Genomic DNA, 15,996 nt, shown 5'->3' on the forward strand with positions numbered 1-15,996 from the left:
ACGGGCGGGCAGGGCTTTGCCTGGAGCCGTGTCCACCCGTCTGCGGAACGCCCTGTCGGCCGCGCTGATCGCGCTGGCCTGCCTCCTGGTGCCGTTCGGGGCGCTCGCGGCCTGGGCGTCGTACGGGCTGGCCGACACCGGCCGGTACGTCACCGCGATGGCGCCGCTGGCCTCCGACCCGGCCGTGCGGGAGGCGGTCGCGGACACCGTCGGCGACCAGGTCATCACCGAGACGCGCGCGGGACCACCGCTGCGGCCCTTCGTACGGGACGCGGTGCGCTCCTTCCTCGCCACCGACGCCTTCCGCACCGCCTGGGACAGCGCCAACCGCGCCGTCCACGACGCGGTCCTGCGCGCCGTGCGCGACGGCACCGGGGGCGACGTACACGTCGACCTGGCGCCGGTGGCCGCGCAGGTGAAGGCGCGCCTCGCCGCCGACCACGTACCCATCGCCGCGCACATCCCGGTGCGGCACACCGAGGTCGCGGTGCTGCCCGGAAGCGAACTGGAGCGGCTGCGCAGGGGGTTCACGGTGCTGGAGATCGCCGGTTTCTGGCTGCCGGTGACGGCCGCGGTCCTCGCCCTCGCCGGGATCGCGGTGGCGGCCTGCCGTCGGCGGGCGGTGACCGCGATCGCGCTGGGGACCGCGCTGGGCGGCGCGTTCCTCGCCCTGGCCGTGGCGATCGGCCGCCGGCTGACCCTGGCCGACCTGCCGGACGATGTGCACCGTCCGGCGGCGGGCGCGGTGTACGACGCGCTCACCGGGACCCTGCGCACGGTGTCCTGGCTGCTGGTCGCGGTGGGACTGACGGTCGCCCTGGGTACGTGGCTGCTGACGAGGCGGCGGCAACCATCGGCGCCGACGCCCCGTCCTTGAGGGAGTGGTCCTGTTCCGGCGGGGAGGGGCTGGGAGTTGAGCACTGCGGTCGAGGAACCGGCGCGGACGCGCGCGGGCGGACGGCGCTTGCTGTCCTGGTGCGCGGGGCTGCTGCTGGCCGCGGTGAGCGTGGTGGCGGGCTGCCGGGCCGCGGACAGCGACGGCATCACCCCGATCCCCCAGTTGCTGGCCTTCTGGCCCTGGCTGCTCGTGCCCACGGGCCTGGCACTGGGCTGCACACTGCTCGCCCGCTGGTGGACCGGGCTGGTGTGGGGCGTGGTGGTGCTCGGCGTGCTGGCCTGGTTCATCGAGCCGTACGGCACGGTCGACGAGCCCCGCACCCCGCCCCTGGCCTCCTTCCGGGTGCTCACCGCGAACGTCGAGTTCGGGCAGGGCACCGACGCCCTGGTCGCCGTGGTGCGCCGGGAGAACCCGGACCTGGTGTTCATCGCGGAGTGCGACCAGGAATGCGCCGAGCGGCTGCCGACGGACGGGTACCCGCACCGGGTGGCCGAGGTGGCGGCCGGCTCGGAGGGCTCGGTGATCCTCAGCCGCTTCCCGCTGCGCGCCACCGACGGCGTCCCCGGCACCCTGCGCATGCCCGGCGCGGTCGCCGACGTGCGCGGCACCGACGTACGGCTGCAACTGGCGCACCCCATGCCGCCGTTGCCCGGCCAGGTCGACCTGTGGCGCCGTGAGCTGGGCGCCCTGCGGGACTTCGCCGCCGCCGACGGCTCGACGCCGACGATCCTCGCCGGGGACTTCAACGCCTCCCAGGACCACGCGGCCTTCCGCCGCGTCCTGGACACCGGCCTGCGCGACGCGGCCCGGCTGACCGGCGCCGCCCGCACCCCGACCTGGCCCGCCCGCACCGCGCCGACCCTGGGCGCGCAGATCGACCACGTGCTGCTGTCGGAGGACTTCTCTGCCCGCCGGACCCGCTTCCTGGACCTGGCCGGGAGCGACCACCGGGCGGTACTGGCGGACATCACCCTGCACGAACACTGACGGACATGAGTACGGCCGCCCTGTGCAGGAGGGCGGCCGTACCGGTGGGGGGTGGAGCCGGGACTTCTCGGGTGGCGCCTAACGGCCCGACTTCTCCAGCACCTTGTCCGCCGTGACCTTCTCCATCGCGGCGGCGAGTCCGTTGGCCCACAGCTGGTTGACGCGGGCCCGCTCCCGGGAGTCCGGGTAGGCGTTGGTGCAGGACGTGCCGGGGCCGCCGCCCGACATCAGCTCGCTGCACGGACCCGAGTAGTGGTCCGGCAGACCGAGCACATGGCCGGTCTCGTGGGCGGTGACGCGGGTGGAGTCGTACTGCTGGTTCTGCCGGTAGTCGAGGAAGATGTAGCCCCGGCCGTGGCCGTCGGTCGAGGCGTACGACCCGCGCGAGTCGTTGCCCTCGTAGTACCGGAAGTCGGCGTTCGAGCCCGGCTGGAGCCGGACGTTGGACACCGAGCTGTTCCATATCTGGGTGCTGCGGGCTATCTGCGCGCTGAACGACGGGGCCCGGGAGGCGTCGTAGACGACGGTGACCGCGGCCGTGCTGGTGGGGTTGGCCGCCCGCTTCTCCGCGACGGACTCCAGGACGGCCTGGAAGAACGCGCGGTTGGCGGCGGCTTCTGCGGAGGCGCCGGAGTAGCCGGCGGCCTCGGTCCCGTGGGGGGAGGCGGAGGCGGGTGCCGCGGTGGACAGACCGAGCGCCGCCAGGGTGACGGCGACGGCCGCGGCCGTGCGGGCGGACCGGGACATGGGCAGGGATCCACTCATCGATGACTCCATTGGTGGGGGGGTGAGTCGTCACCGGTGAGTCTCGGGGCCCGCGGGGGCGGCTGTGATGATGGCAACCGGCGATAGCACCGGCCTATCGGGCGCCCAATTCGCGCGCCTCGGAAGGGGTTTGTGCGTCTGGTGCAACTACCGGTTCCGTTTTAGCTTCAAGGACATGGAGCTTGAGGTCCGGCACCTCCGCGCGCTGTGCGCCATCGCCGACACCGGCAGCCTGCACCGGGCCGCCCGGCAACTCGGTGTCGCCCAGCCGTCGCTGAGCACCCAGCTGCGCCGTATCGAGCAGGAGCTCGGCGGCGCGCTGTTCCTGCGGGCGCGCACCGGCTGCCGTCCCACTCCGCTGGGCCGCCTGGTCCTCAGCCGGGCCCGTCCGCTGGTGGCCGAAATGCGCTCCCTGGTCGCCGAGGCCCGCTCCGCCGCCGCGGGCGGCCCCCGGCTGCGGGTCGGCTCCACCGCGAGCCGGGCCCTGGCGGGCTGGCTGCGCCGCCTGCGCGGCAGCGGCCAGGAACCCGCCCTGCACATGGACGTCTCCGCCAACACCCTGCTGCGCATGGTCGCCGCCGGCCAGCTCGACGTGGCCTTCGTCCACGAGGTCGAGGGCACCCCGCTGCGCGTCCCCGCCGAACTCCGCCTGCGCGTCCTGCTGGAACGCGAACCGCAGTTCGTCCTGCTCCCCGCCGACCATCCGGCGACCGCGAAGACCGAGGTCGAGCTGTACGACCTGGCCGGCGACCGCTGGATGATCGACCCGAGCGTGGACGGCGAGTGGGACGGGGTGCGCCGTATGTTCCGCGCGGCCGGGGTCGACCCCGACGTCCTGCACGGCGACTACCACACGGCGAGCGCCCTGGTGGCGACCGGCGAGGTGGTCACGGTCTGCCAGCCCACCGCCCTGCCCCGCCCCGACCTGGCGGTACGCCGGTTGCGCGGCGACCCCCTGGGCGTACGCCTGCTGCTGGCGGCCCGCACGGAGACGGAGCTGGACGGAGTGTTCCCGGCGCTGGCGGAGGCGTACTGGGAGGCGGCCCGCCAGGCCCCGGCGTACCGGACCTGGCTGGACCGCGAGCAGCCTCAGACCCTGATGCCTCAGACCCCTCAGACCCCTCAGACCCCGATGTCCCGCCCGTCCTCCCGCCACACGGCGACGACGGCGGGCCGCACATAACGCCCCGGCCCGTCGGGCCAGCTGGAAGCAGGATTCTCGACGTCCGCGCCGTCGACCTCCCCCGGATGCTGTACGGCGACCAGCACCCGCCGCTCCTGCACGATCGGCCCGCAGGTCTCGGCGCCGCGCGGCACGGTCAGGAACTGCTTCAGCTCCCCGCGCCGTTCCCCGCGCGTGGCGACCCCGAAGAGCCCGTCGTGCGAGCCGAGCGCGGAGCCGTCGGTGGAGATCCACAGGTTGCCGTGCGGGTCGAAGGCCACGTTGTCCGGGCAGGAGATCGGGCTGACCCGGTCCTTGGGGAACCCGGCGAAGTAGGTGGCGGGGTCGTCCGGATCACCGGCGACGAGGAAGAGACTCCACCCGAACCTCGTACTGTCCGCCCGGTTGCGGTGCTCGGTGAGCTCCAGGATCTGCCCGTGCTTGTTGGCGTTGCGCGGGTTGGCCTCGTCGGCGGGGGCGTAGCCCGGCTTGCCGCGGTTGCTGTTGTTGGTGAGCGCCACGTACACCTTGCCGGTGTGCGGGTTGGGCTCGATGTCCTCGGGCCGGTCCATCTTGGTGGCGCCGACCTTGTCCCCGGCGAGCCGCGTGAAGACGAACACCTCCTCGGCGGTCATCCCCTCCACATGGCTGACGGCGCCCTTGGCGGTGGCGGTGGCCAGCGGAATCCACTCACCGGCCCCGTCGAACTCCCCGTCGGCGGGAAGCCGCCCGCTGCCGTCGACCTCGATGGCGGGGGAGTCCCCGGTGAGCCGGGCGACGTAGAGGGTGCCTTCGTCGAGCAGCGACAGATTGTGCTCACGGACGCCCCGCCCGCTCCCCTTCCGCATCCGCTTACTGCCGACGAACTTGTAGAAGTAGTCGAACCGCTCGTCGTCCCCGCTGTAGACGACGGGCCGCCCGTCCGGGGTCAGCCGCACGGTCGCCCCCTCGTGCTTGAACCGGCCGAGCGCGGTGTGCTTACGGGGCGTGGAGTGCGGGTCGTACGGGTCGAGCTCGACGACGTACCCGAACCGGTGCACCTCGTTGGGCTCCTGAGCGATGTCGAACCGCTTGTCGAAGAGCTCCCACTTCCGCTCGGTGGCCCCGGAGCCGATGCCGTACCGCTTGTCGCTGTCCCGGCCGCCGTTGGCGAAGTACTGGTTGAAGTTCTCCTCGCCGTGCAGGGTCGTGCCCCACGGGGTGGTGCCGCCGGAGCAGTTGTTGAGGGTGCCGAGCACCTTGGTGCCGGTGGGATCGGCGGAGGTCCTGAGCAGCTCGGACCCGGCGGCGGGCCCGGTGATCCGGAACGGGGTGGTGGCGGTGACCCGCCGATTGAGCGGATGCCGGGACACGGGAACCAGCCGCCCGTCCCTCCTGCTCCCCTCCACCACAACGGCGGAGAGTCCGTGCGCGGCCCAGGCGATCTCGACCTGCTGCCGGGTGGGATTGTCCGGGTCGTACCCGCGGAACATGAGGATTTCGTCGGTGTACTCATGATTAGCGACGAGAATCTGCCGGTTGTGCTCGCCGGGGAGCGGCAGCAGGGAGAGGAAGTCGCAGTTGTACCCGAACTGCTGGGCCTGCGCCTTCGCGGTCTGCTTCTCGGGATTGAAGGCGGGCGCACCACGCAGGATGGGCTCGCCCCAGCGGATCACGACATTCTGCCCGTACCCCTGGGGCACGGTGACGGCGTCACGGGTGTTGGGCGCGACGGGGGTGAACCGCAGCCCGCGGGCACCGCGCTCGGGGCCGGGCTTGTGGGGAGGGTGCGGATGCGGGTGTTTCTGCGGGGCGGCGGCGGCCGGGGCGGCGACACCGGCGGCCGTCGCCGCGGTCACGACGGCGGCGGCACGCATGACACCGCGGCGGCTGAGGGCGCCGGCGATGACGTCGCCGACGTACGGGTTGGCGGTGGTGTTGGGCACCTCGTGGAAACAGGCGTCACCACACCGGAAACGGCAGGTCATGGCGGAACGGCCACCGGGGTGGGAACCGTCGGAGGTTCGGACGATCGGCAGTGGAATGCGCACGGTTGTTTCTCCCCTTGGATGCCCTGGGATGCGGCGTCTCGGACGGTAGGGGGGCGCGTGTGCGAAAACGGGGACGTGCGGTGAACTACGAATGAACTGGAGTAAGAGGAAACCCGGTTCGTCCGGGAGGTGGTCCCCGCCGAAGATCGCGGACTCGGGCGGCTAACCTTACGTGTCCGTCCTGGCCAGGGATTGACGGAACAACTCATGCGAAGGGTTGCGCACATGGGCATTCTCACTCTCCTGCGGAACGCATTCGGCCGCTCCCGAAAGGAGCGCACGGCCGAGGCAGAGGGTGCGACGGAGACGTCGACGCCCATTTCGTCCGCTCCCGAGCAGGCCTCGGCTCCGGCACCGACGGTCCCGGACCCCCGCCCGTCGACGGACACGGCGGACGACGAACACGAACTGGTAGCAGCAGCCTTCGACAACGTCACCGTCCCGAAGCAGACGTCTCCGACGGACGAGCCGGTCACCGAGCCGGCGGCAAAGGCCGAGCCCGAGCCGGTGGCGGAAGAGCCGAAGCCGGAGCCGGTGGCCGAAGAGCCCAAGCCGGTCGCCGAGCCCGAGCCGGTCGCGGAAGAGCCGAAGCCGGAGCCGGTGGCCGAGCAGCCCAAGCCGGTCGCCGAGCCCGAGCCGGTCGCGGAAGAGCCGAAGCCGGAGCCGGTGGCCGAGGAGCCCAAGCCGGTCGTGGAAGCGGCACCGGAGCCGGCGATCGAGCCCGAGCCGGAGCCCGTGGTCGAGGAGCCCGTGGCCGCGGCTGCGGCGGAGCCGGTAGCGGAGCCTGCCGCGGAGGCGGAGCCGGTCGCGGCGGAGGTTGCCGAGCCGGTCGCGGCGGAGGTTGCCGAGCCGGTCGCGGAGCCGACCCCGGACGAGCCCGCAGCCGCCGACGGCGAGGAAGCCCCGCAGGGGCCACCCGCACCCGACAACGAAAGCCGCACGGGTGGTGCGGGTGGGAACACCCCGGCCGAAGGCGAAGCCGAGGCCGAACCCCCCGCCAACGAACCCGCAGCCGGCCCCGCCACCACCCTCGCCCGCGTTAAGACCCGCGCCCCCGGCCTGGCCACCGCCTACAAGGCCGCCACCACCGCCCTCAAGAAGCACGACCTCACCGGCACCCGCGCCAAGACCTACCTCGTCCTGGACCGCTCCGCGAGCATGCGCCCGTACTACAAGGACGGCTCCGCCCAGGCCCTCGCCGAGCAGACCCTCGCTCTCGCCGCCCACCTCGACGAGGACCCCACCCTCCACGTCACCTTCTTCTCCACCGAACTCGACGGCACCGGCGAACTCACCCTCACCGACCACGAGAACAAGATCGACGAGCTGCACGCAGCGCTCGGCCGCATGGGCCGCACCAGCTACCACGTGGCGATCGAGGAGGTCATCGCGGCCCACGAGAAGACGGGCACCCCGGAAACCCCCGCCCTCGTGATCTTCCAGACGGACGGCGCCCCGGACGCGAAGACCCCCGCCACCCAGGCCCTCACCAACGCCGCGAAGACCCACCCCCACATCCACTTCGCCTTCGTCGCCTTCGGCGAGCACGACAACAAGGCGTTCGACTACCTCCGCAAGCTGAAGACGGGCAACACGTCCTTCTTCCACGCGGGCCCGACCCCCCGAGAGCTCACCGACGCCGAGCTCTACCAGGGCGTACTGGAGAACTGGCGCCCGTAGAAACACGGAGAAACACCGGGCACCGGCCGCCCCCTTCCACCCCGTAAAACGGAAGGCGGGCGGCCCACCCATGTCGGCTACGATTTCAAGGTTCGTATCCAAGGCTCGTATATCGACCCGACCCGGGAGCAGCCACACATGGCTCGACACCTCATCACCAGCGCCCTTCCCTACATCAACGGGATCAAGCACCTGGGCAACATGGTGGGGTCCATGCTCCCGGCGGACGTGTACTCCCGGTACCTCCGCCAGCGCGGCCACGACGTCCTGTACATCTGCGCGACCGACGAGCACGGCACCCCCGCCGAGCTGGCCGCGAAGGAGCAGGGCCTGCCGGTGGACGAGTTCTGCGCGCAGGCCCACGACGCGCAGAAGGCGGTCTACGACGGCTTCGCGCTGGCCTTCGACTACTTCGGCCGCAGCTCCAGCGCGGAGAACCGGGACATCACCCAGCACTTCGCCCGCAAGCTGAACGAGAACGGCTTCATCGAGGAGCGGGCGATCCGCCAGGTGTACAGCCCGGCCGACGGCCGCTTCCTGCCGGACCGCTACGTCGAGGGCACCTGCCCGCACTGCGGCTACGACAAGGCCCGCGGCGACCAGTGCGAGAACTGCACCCGCGTACTGGACCCGACCGACCTGATCAACCCGCGCTCGGCGATCTCCGGCTCCACGGACCTGGAGGTCCGCGAGACCAAGCACCTCTTCCTGCTCCAGTCGAAGCTGCAGCACGAGGTCGAGGCGTGGGTGGCCCGCCACGAGGACGACTGGCCGCAGCTCGCCTCCTCCATCGCCCGCAAGTGGCTGAACGAGGGCCTGCACGACCGCGCCATCACCCGTGACCTGGACTGGGGCGTGCCGGTCCCGGCGGACACGTGGCCGGAGCTGGCGGCCGAGGGCAAGGTCTTCTACGTCTGGTTCGACGCCCCGATCGAGTACATCGGCGCGACCAAGGAGTGGGCGGACCAGGACCCGGACAACCGCGACTGGAAGTCGTGGTGGTACGACGTGGACGACGCCGTCCGCTACACCGAGTTCATGGCGAAGGACAACGTCCCGTTCCACACGGTGATGTTCCCGGCCACCGAGCTGGGCGTGCGCGAGCCGTGGAAGAAGGTCGACTACGTCAAGGCCTTCAACTGGCTGACGTACTACGGCGGCAAGTTCTCCACCTCCCAGAAGCGCGGTGTCTTCACCGACCAGGCGCTGCAGATCCTGCCCGCCGACTACTGGCGCTACTTCCTGATCGCCAACGCCCCCGAGTCGGACGACTCCTCCTTCACCTGGGAGCACTTCACGGCGACGGTCAACAAGGACCTCGCCGACACTCTCGGCAACTTCGTCAACCGCGTGCTGTCCTTCTCCAAGAAGCGCTTCGGCGAGGAGGTCCCGGCGGGCGGCGCCCCCGGTGAGGCGGAGACCCGCCTCGGCGAGGAGATCGCCCGTCTCCTGGCGGAGTACGAGGAGCACATGGAGGCCCTCCAGTTCCGCAAGGCCGCCGCCGCGCTGCGCGCGCTGTGGTCGGCGGGCAACTCCTACCTGGAGGAGAAGGCCCCCTGGCTGGAGATCAAGACCGACAAGGACGCGGCGGCGCTCACGCTCCGCACCGCGATGAACCTGATCCACCTGTACGCGGTGGTCTCCGAGCCGTTCATCCCGGCCACCTCCGCCGCCATGCGCGGCGCGTTCTCCCTCACCGAGGACACCCGTACCTGGGTCACGGAGGACGAGGCGAAGGCCCTGGCCTTCGTCCCGGCCGGTACGCCGTTCACGGTGCCGCCGGTGCTGTTCGCCAAGCTCACGGACGAGGACCTCGAAACGTACAAGGAGCGCTTCGGCGGGGAAACAGCGGCGTAACAGCCCTTCTCGGACCCCTCACTCACCAGGTATATCTGGCCATGATCACGCGGCCGACCGAGGCCGCGTGACGTACGAGTGGGGGGTCCTCTCATGGCTCTTTTCGGCAACGCGCACCCGATCGACCCGGCGCAGGCGGCGCAGGACTACGCCAAGCTGCTCGGCCAGGGCGAGACGGTGCACACGGCCTACCTGCTGATCCGCGACACCATCCTGTTCACCGACCGTCGCCTGATCCTGATCGACAAGCAGGGCATCACCGGCAAGAAGACGGAGTACCACTCCATCCCCTACCGCAGCATCACGCACTTCGCGGTGGAGACGGCCGGCACCTTCGACCTCGACGCCGAGCTGAAGATCTGGGTCTCCGGCAGCCAGCTCCCGATCACCAAGACGTTCACCAAGGGCGTCGACATCTACGAGGTCCAGGCGATCCTCACGCAGTACGTGGCGCGATAGCCCGTACCGGCCAGGCCAGGCCCTGGTTACCCGCGGTTCGGCGGGCGATGACACCTATCTTCACTATTTAAATAAATCCCTATAGTGTTCGATTTCAACTTTCATCGCCCGCCTCTCAGGAGGCGCACCCCTACCGAGGAACGCCGTGAAGCGCATCCTGATCAGATCCGGAAAGAGCCCTCTCCGGGTCGCCAGTCCCACCGAGTTCATCCACCAGGACCTCATCGGGACGAACACCGGCAACCTGCTCTTCAGTGATTCCGCGCACAAGATGCTGACCACGCCGAACACCGTGGTCACCTCCAACGGCATCCGCACCAACCACTCCGCCGAGCGGGCCGCGGAGATCAACGAGCAGTACGACGTCTTCGTCGTCCCGCTCGCCAACGCCTTCCGCCCGCAGTTCCAGGCGTCCCTGGACCGGCTCTCCAAGCTGATCGAACAGCTCACCATCCCGGTGGTCGTGTTCGGCGTCGGTGCCCAGGCGACCGACGACTACGCCACCGACATGCTCAAGCCCATGGAAGCCTCCGTGAAGCGGTTCGCGCGGGCCGTCCTGGACCGCTCCGCCTCCATCGGCGTCCGCGGCGAGCTGACCGCGAGCTACCTCAGGGACCACGGTGTCCCGGCCGACCGCATCGACATCATCGGCTGCCCGTCGATGTTCCTGTACGGCGACACCTTCCCCGAGATCCGCGCGACCGAGATCACCGCCGATTCGCGCATCAGCATCAACATGTCGCCGAACGCCCGTCCGGTCGGCGACATCGCGGGCCTCGCCGCCCACGCCCACGCGCGCTACCCGAACTTCACCTACTACGCGCAGAACACCGTGGACGCGGAGCTGCTGCTGTGGGGCGACACCTCCCTGGAGTCCGGCGCCCAGGACCCCTTCCCGATGCTGCTGACCCACACCCTGCTGCGCGAGAACAAGGTCCGCATGCCGCTGGACCCGAAGACCTGGATCGACGAGCTGCGCGGCTACGACTTCGCCTACGGCACCCGTATCCACGGCAACATCGCCGCCCTGCTCGCCGGTACGCCCGCGGTCGTGCTCACCCACGACTCGCGCACCCTGGAGCTGTGCCGGTACTTCGACATCCCGCACCGCCCGCTGTCCGGGCTGCCCGCCGACACCGACCCGCGCGACCTGTACGAGGCCGCCGACTACTCGGCCATGATCAAGGGCCACGGCGAGCGGTTCGAGCGCATCACCGCGTTCCTCACCCGCAACGGCCTGGACAACGCCTACCAGCACGGCGACGGCGGCGCCGCCTTCGAAGCCGAGCTGGCCGCGCTGGACCTGCCGGCCTCGATGCAGGTCTGGGACGGCACCGAGGACGGCCAGTCGCGCTACCGCATCAGCAGGCTGCGCGAGCGGATCACCGTCTCGGAGACCAAGCTCGCGACGGTCACCAGGAAGAACACCGAGCTGCGCACCAAGCTGACCGGGGCCGAGAAGCGCGCGAAGGAGACCGCCGCCCGGCTCGACACGGCGGTCAAGCAGCTGGAGGCCACCCGCAAGCAGCTCGCGGCCATGGAGCGGCGCCTGTCCGGCGTGGAGAAGCGCGTCCTGGTCCGCCTCGGCCCGGCCCTGCGCCGCCGCAGCCGCAAGCTCACCGGAGCCGACGGCAAGAACTGAGGCCTGCCGCCGCCGCGGTGATCACCCGTTGGTAGCATCCGGCCACTTGTGCGAGGGCAGGGGGCCCTCGTAGGGGAGGGAACCTTCAGTGGGCAGACACGCCCTGAGACGGGGCGGTCTGGCCGCTGCCGTCTCCTCGCTCGTGGTCGCCGTAGCGGCCGTGTCCGTCGTCGTCCTGTCCGAGGGCGACGACCCGGCACAGGCGGCCGAGGCCGCCGCCACCACCCGGATCGCGCTGAGCGATCCCAGCACCTCCGCTCCGCGCGACGACCGCCCATACGTGGCGGGCGAGACCGGCTATCTGCACCGGGCGGCCGGACTGCCGGAACTGCTGTGGACGGACTACGAGACCGGTGACACGGTCACCGTCCGCACCGCGAGCGGCCCCTACACGCCGGTCGACAGCTGCGCCGACCTCTTCTCGGTGTGCCGTACGGCCTGGTACGGCACGGACCGGGACCTGGTCGCCCTGCCGTCGGCGCTGTCCGCCGCCTCCGTCACCCTGTGGGACCCGGCGACGGCCACCACGAAGGACGTGACCTGGGACGGCGACGAGCACGGCGACTACCGCGCGCTGGCCGGGAGGACGATCGTCACCGGCTACTCCCTGATCGACTTCCCCGACGGCAAGCAGCGCACCCGCCGCATCACGGGCGCCCGCGCGAACATCCTGGACCGGCAGATCGTCGCCGCGGACGCCGCGGGCGTGCTGTGGGAGCGCAACGGCTATTACCACTACCTGGACATCGAGTCGGCGACGGCCACGCCGGTGGACGAGGGCAGCGCCACGGAAGTCGTGATGAGCGAGGACCGCATCGGCTGGTACGACTCGTCCACGTCCGAGCTGCACCTGAGGTCCCGCGACGACCTCTCCGCCCCGGCGCAGGTGGTGACGATCGCCTACCCCGAGACCAACCGCGTGCCCGTCCTGGTCGGCGACTGGGTCGTGGTGCCGGCCGGCGGGGACATCGTCGCCGTCTCGCTCACCGACGGCTCCAAGCGCACCCTGCTGCGCAAGGCCGGTGACTTCGTCGTCACCGGCCCCGGCGACACCGCCCTGCTCACCGGCGGCACCGGCGCCGAGGACTGGTGGCTGCGGAGGGTGAGCCAGGCCGAGGACGGTACCCCGGCGCTGGAGAGGGTGTTCCAGGTCCCGGCGACCGAACTGCCCAAGCGGGGCCTGGCGATCGGCCGGGGCAGCCTGCGCGTCGTCGACTCGGGCCGCAGGACCACCCTGCGCACCCTGACCACCGACAACTCCGCCAAGCTGACCTCGACGGCCCCCGCGGACAGCGCCCAGCTGTCGTCCACGGCGGTCTGCCCGCAGCAGGGCAGCACCACCTGCATCCCGCTGTGGGGCAACACCGGCCACGACCCGAGCGACGTCTACCTCAGCAAGTCCAGCACCACCGACCGGCTCAACGCCATCGGCGCGAGCACTCCCCTCACCTTCGGCACCACGGGCGGCGCCGTCGTCGACGTCTCCGACGACTACGCCGTCTACAACGCGGGGAGCAGCCAGTACATCGGCAAGTTCCACGAGGGCCAGCTGCTGAAGCGCTCGGTCCGCGCGGCGGCCCTCAACGGGCCCATCCTGTGGAGTGCCACCACGACCGCGGGCAAGCTCACCTCGTACGACCTGCGCACGCAGAAGAGCCTGTCCACGGTGACCGTGCCGGGCCTGGGCTGCGTGCCGAGCGAACTGCAGGCGGCGGGCCGCTGGGTGTACTGGGCGTGCGGCGCGTCCTCGGCGGGCGTGTACGACACCAAGGCCGGTACGGCGAAGGCGGTCACCCCCGGTGACGTGCTGCTCGGCGACGGCTTCACGGTCCGCCACGACCACAGGGCGGCCACCCTGGTGCTGACCGAGGCGGCCACCGGCACCACCCGTGTGATCGCCTCCCACCTGCCCGACAGCGGGGTCACGGCGGACCGCCGGTACCGCTGGACGGTGGACGAGTACACGGGCCTGGTCGCCTGGTTCGACCTGTTCGAGCGGGTTCAGGTCACCACGACCGGCGTCGCCCCGTCCGCGCCGACGGAGTTCCACACGGAGACCGACTACGAGATGGAGCCGTCCAGCGCATACCCCTGGAACGGCACCTGGCTGCTGTCCCGCCCGGTGACCTCCTGGTCGCTGACCCTCACCTCCGTCCAGAGCGGCCCGAACGGCAAGGGCACCCGCACGCTGACGGGCGGCGCGGCGCAGACGTACGTCTCCGCGTCCTGGAACGGCACCACATCGGGCGGCACCCGCTTCCCGAACGGCTGGACGAAGTGGACCCTGAAGGCCACGGGCCTCGGCACGACCACCGCGTCCACGGTGACGACCGGCGAAGTGTACGTGGACCGCGGCCTGCCGATCCGGCACGACTTCGTCAGCCCCGACGGCCCCGACGGCCGCGGCGATCTGCTTACCCTCAGCTCCTCCGGCGGCCTGACCTGGCACTCCGGCACGGGCACGGGCAAGTTCGACGAGAAGAGGTCGGGCAGTGGCTGGCCCACGACCGCCCGCGCGATCCCCTTCGGCGACCTGAACGGGGACCACTGCAACGACGTCCTCGTCCGTTACAGCAGCGGCGCCCTGCGCCTGTACAGGCCGGGCTGCGGCTCGGCGGTCAAGCCGACGACGTCGTACACGACCCTGGCGACCAGCGGCTGGACCCAGTACGACGTCCTGACCTCCCCGGGCGACGTGACCGGCGACGGCCGCCCCGACCTGCTGACCCGCAACTCCTCCACCGGCACGGTCTACCTGTACAAGGGCACCAGCACGGGCAAGCTCTCGGCCCGTGTGAAGCTCTACGACAACTGGAAGACGTACAAGAAGATCGTGGGCGTCGGCGACATCACCGGCGACGGCAAGCCGGATCTGCTGGCCCAGGACAAGGCCAACACCCTCTACCGCTACAACGGCAAGGGCGACGGCACCTTCGCGTCCCGCGCGAAGCTCTTCACCGACTGGGGCGCCTCGTACAACACGGTCGTCGGCGTCGGCGACATCACTGACGACGGCCGCCCCGACCTCGTCTCCCGCGACTCCAGCGGCTACCTGTGGCGCAACAGCGGCGACGGAAAGGGCTCGTTCGGCTCCCGGACGAAGATCGCGACGGGCTTCGGCGGCTACAAGTTCCTGTCCTGAGCGGCTTTCTGCCCTGAGCGGCGGGCGGCACCCCACGCGGGGTGCCGCCCGCCGTCAGGCCGCCAGGACCTCGATGCCGTGGGCGAAGAGGGCGGCCTGGACGCGGTTGTCGACGCCGCACTTGGCGTAGACGGTGCTGATGTACGACTTCACCGTGCCCGCGCTGAGGCTGAGCCGCTTGCCGATCTGCTGGTTGGTCAGGCCCTGGCCGAGCAGTACGAGAATCTCCCGCTCACGCAGGGAGAGGGGCGGGGGTGCCGCTCCGGTCTCCCGAGCTTCGGCCCGGACGGCGGCGGCCCCGGCCTGGCGGACCCAGGAGGCGGGCAGGACGGCGGCGCCCGCGGCGAGCGTGTGCACCGCGTGCGAGAGAGCTCCCACGTCCGCGTCCTCGGGCAGATATCCGCAAGCTCCCGGAGGCAGACCGACCGCGGAAGGCCGCGCGGCGCCGGCCTCGCCGAGCAGGGCGACCGGGACCTCCGGCTCGTCGCCGCTCTTCAGCGCGGAGAGCAGCCGGCCGACTCCGGGCAGGGTGCGCGACGCGAGCACGACCGAGCGACGCCCGGTCCGTGCCCAGGCGAGCACCTCGTCGACGTCGCCATGGCCTGCGACCGCGAACTCCCCGTGGCTGGAAAGCGATTGCACGAGCGCGTCCCGAATCAGCCGATGGTGATGGGCAATTGACACATTCAGCACAGTTCCCCCGAGAAAAAGCAGTGGGCCAACAAAATGTCAAGCATGGTCAGGGGCAAGTTACTTCAAAGTACTGTCGAGCGTGCCAGCCGGGTCACCTAGTGCACCGGTTCGCCCGGTTTCGCATATCGCGTACGGATTCACGATGCTTACTGGCCAGTAACTGCCGAACGGCCCCGCCGACAGGCGGTAAGGGACTTCTCCGCCGCCGTCCATGATCGACAAGGCTCGGCGTCGCGCCGGGCCGGTGGTGTGCTCGCCCCGCTCCAATCGGGGCGAGCACACACACCATCATCATGAACGAACGCGAAGGAACACTCTTCATGAACCGCTCGGCAGCACGCCGTCCCCTGTCCGCCGCCGCCGTCACCGCCACGGTCCTCGGCGCCTTCATGATCGCGGCCACCGCGACGCCGTTCTTCCTGAAGAGCGCGCTGAACATGAGCAAGGACTCCGCCAGCACCGCCTACCAGGCGATCATGACCGGCATGGACGTGGCCTCCGCCATCGGCCTGGTCTCCGGTGGTCTCGCGGTGGGCTCCATCGTGATCTGGGGCGTCAAGCAGGCCATCAAGAAGGGCGGCAAGAAGGCCGTCATCGCCTAAAGCCTTTCGCTCGGGCGACACAGGCGCAGGCCGGCTCCCGAATCCGGGGGCCGGCCTGCCCGCCCCCTACAGAAGTCCC

The 15,996-nt window shown here is 70.8% G+C and carries 12 protein-coding genes; 9 read left to right on the top strand and 3 right to left on the bottom strand.

Annotated features, from left to right (window positions below; all coding sequences use genetic code 11):
- The first annotated feature begins 28 nt into the window (after positions 1-28).
- Positions 29-877, top strand: a complete 849-nt coding sequence (locus tag ACZ7L7_RS15455) for a hypothetical protein (RefSeq protein ID WP_285515594.1) — start codon at positions 29-31, stop codon at positions 875-877.
- A gap of 36 nt (positions 878-913) precedes the next feature.
- Positions 914-1,885, top strand: coding sequence for an endonuclease/exonuclease/phosphatase family protein (locus ACZ7L7_RS15460; protein ID WP_471432148.1), 972 nt, complete (start codon positions 914-916; stop codon positions 1,883-1,885).
- 78 nt (positions 1,886-1,963) lie between these two features.
- Here the strand turns inward: ACZ7L7_RS15460 and snpA are convergent, their stop codons facing one another.
- Complete coding sequence (gene snpA / locus ACZ7L7_RS15465) at positions 1,964-2,650, bottom strand: snapalysin (protein WP_472076090.1); 687 nt, start codon at positions 2,648-2,650, stop codon at positions 1,964-1,966.
- 175 nt (positions 2,651-2,825) lie between these two features.
- Between snpA and ACZ7L7_RS15470 the strand changes: the two genes are divergently transcribed.
- Entirely contained in the window at positions 2,826-3,833 is a 1,008-nt protein-coding gene (locus tag ACZ7L7_RS15470; protein ID WP_285515591.1) for a LysR family transcriptional regulator, read from the top strand.
- Here the strand turns inward: ACZ7L7_RS15470 and ACZ7L7_RS15475 are convergent.
- Positions 3,773-5,779, bottom strand: coding sequence for a PhoX family protein (locus tag ACZ7L7_RS15475; protein ID WP_453607892.1), 2,007 nt, complete (start codon positions 5,777-5,779; stop codon positions 3,773-3,775). The two genes, ACZ7L7_RS15470 and ACZ7L7_RS15475, sit on opposite strands and share 61 nt — an antisense overlap.
- Positions 5,780-6,067: 288 nt before the next feature.
- Between ACZ7L7_RS15475 and ACZ7L7_RS15480 the strand changes: the two genes are divergently transcribed.
- From ACZ7L7_RS15480 to ACZ7L7_RS15500, 5 genes are all read left to right on the top strand, one after another.
- A complete protein-coding gene (locus tag ACZ7L7_RS15480; RefSeq protein WP_472076092.1) occupies positions 6,068-7,522 on the top strand; it encodes a VWA domain-containing protein in 1,455 nt (484 codons plus the stop codon).
- 138 nt (positions 7,523-7,660) lie between these two features.
- Positions 7,661-9,379, top strand: coding sequence for a methionine--tRNA ligase (gene metG / locus ACZ7L7_RS15485; RefSeq protein ID WP_285515588.1), 1,719 nt, complete (start codon positions 7,661-7,663; stop codon positions 9,377-9,379).
- Positions 9,380-9,472: 93 nt separating this feature from the next.
- Complete coding sequence (locus ACZ7L7_RS15490; RefSeq protein ID WP_285515587.1) at positions 9,473-9,838, top strand: PH domain-containing protein; 366 nt, start codon at positions 9,473-9,475, stop codon at positions 9,836-9,838.
- 145 nt (positions 9,839-9,983) lie between these two features.
- Complete coding sequence (locus ACZ7L7_RS15495) at positions 9,984-11,480, top strand: polysaccharide pyruvyl transferase family protein (protein WP_453607871.1); 1,497 nt, start codon at positions 9,984-9,986, stop codon at positions 11,478-11,480.
- Between the two features lie 88 nt (positions 11,481-11,568).
- The gene (locus ACZ7L7_RS15500) at positions 11,569-14,622 is read left to right on the top strand and encodes an FG-GAP repeat domain-containing protein (protein WP_285515585.1); all 3,054 of its coding nucleotides are present in this window, start codon (positions 11,569-11,571) and stop codon (positions 14,620-14,622) included.
- 54 nt (positions 14,623-14,676) lie between these two features.
- On the opposite strand, the gene ACZ7L7_RS15505 is transcribed toward ACZ7L7_RS15500, so the two are convergent.
- Complete coding sequence (locus ACZ7L7_RS15505; RefSeq protein WP_472076095.1) at positions 14,677-15,264, bottom strand: helix-turn-helix transcriptional regulator; 588 nt, start codon at positions 15,262-15,264, stop codon at positions 14,677-14,679.
- A 371-nt stretch (positions 15,265-15,635) separates the two neighbouring features.
- Here ACZ7L7_RS15505 and ACZ7L7_RS15510 point away from each other — a divergent pair, with 371 nt between their 5' ends.
- The gene (locus ACZ7L7_RS15510) at positions 15,636-15,917 is read left to right on the top strand and encodes a hypothetical protein (RefSeq protein ID WP_285515583.1); all 282 of its coding nucleotides are present in this window, start codon (positions 15,636-15,638) and stop codon (positions 15,915-15,917) included.
- The last annotated feature ends 79 nt before the right edge of the window (positions 15,918-15,996 follow it).

It is taken from the genome of Streptomyces sp. NPDC110618 (genome assembly GCF_055657065.1).

Coding starts and splice junctions, on each gene's coding strand:
- snpA (WP_472076090.1), bottom strand. CDS start 2,650: ATGAGTGGATCCCTGCCCATGTCCCGGTCCGCCCGCACGGCCGCGGCC.
- ACZ7L7_RS15470 (WP_285515591.1), top strand. CDS start 2,826: ATGGAGCTTGAGGTCCGGCACCTCCGCGCGCTGTGCGCCATCGCCGAC.
- ACZ7L7_RS15475 (WP_453607892.1), bottom strand. CDS start 5,779: ATGACCTGCCGTTTCCGGTGTGGTGACGCCTGTTTCCACGAGGTGCCC.
- ACZ7L7_RS15480 (WP_472076092.1), top strand. CDS start 6,068: ATGGGCATTCTCACTCTCCTGCGGAACGCATTCGGCCGCTCCCGAAAG.
- metG (WP_285515588.1), top strand. CDS start 7,661: ATGGCTCGACACCTCATCACCAGCGCCCTTCCCTACATCAACGGGATC.
- ACZ7L7_RS15490 (WP_285515587.1), top strand. CDS start 9,473: ATGGCTCTTTTCGGCAACGCGCACCCGATCGACCCGGCGCAGGCGGCG.
- ACZ7L7_RS15510 (WP_285515583.1), top strand. CDS start 15,636: ATGAACCGCTCGGCAGCACGCCGTCCCCTGTCCGCCGCCGCCGTCACC.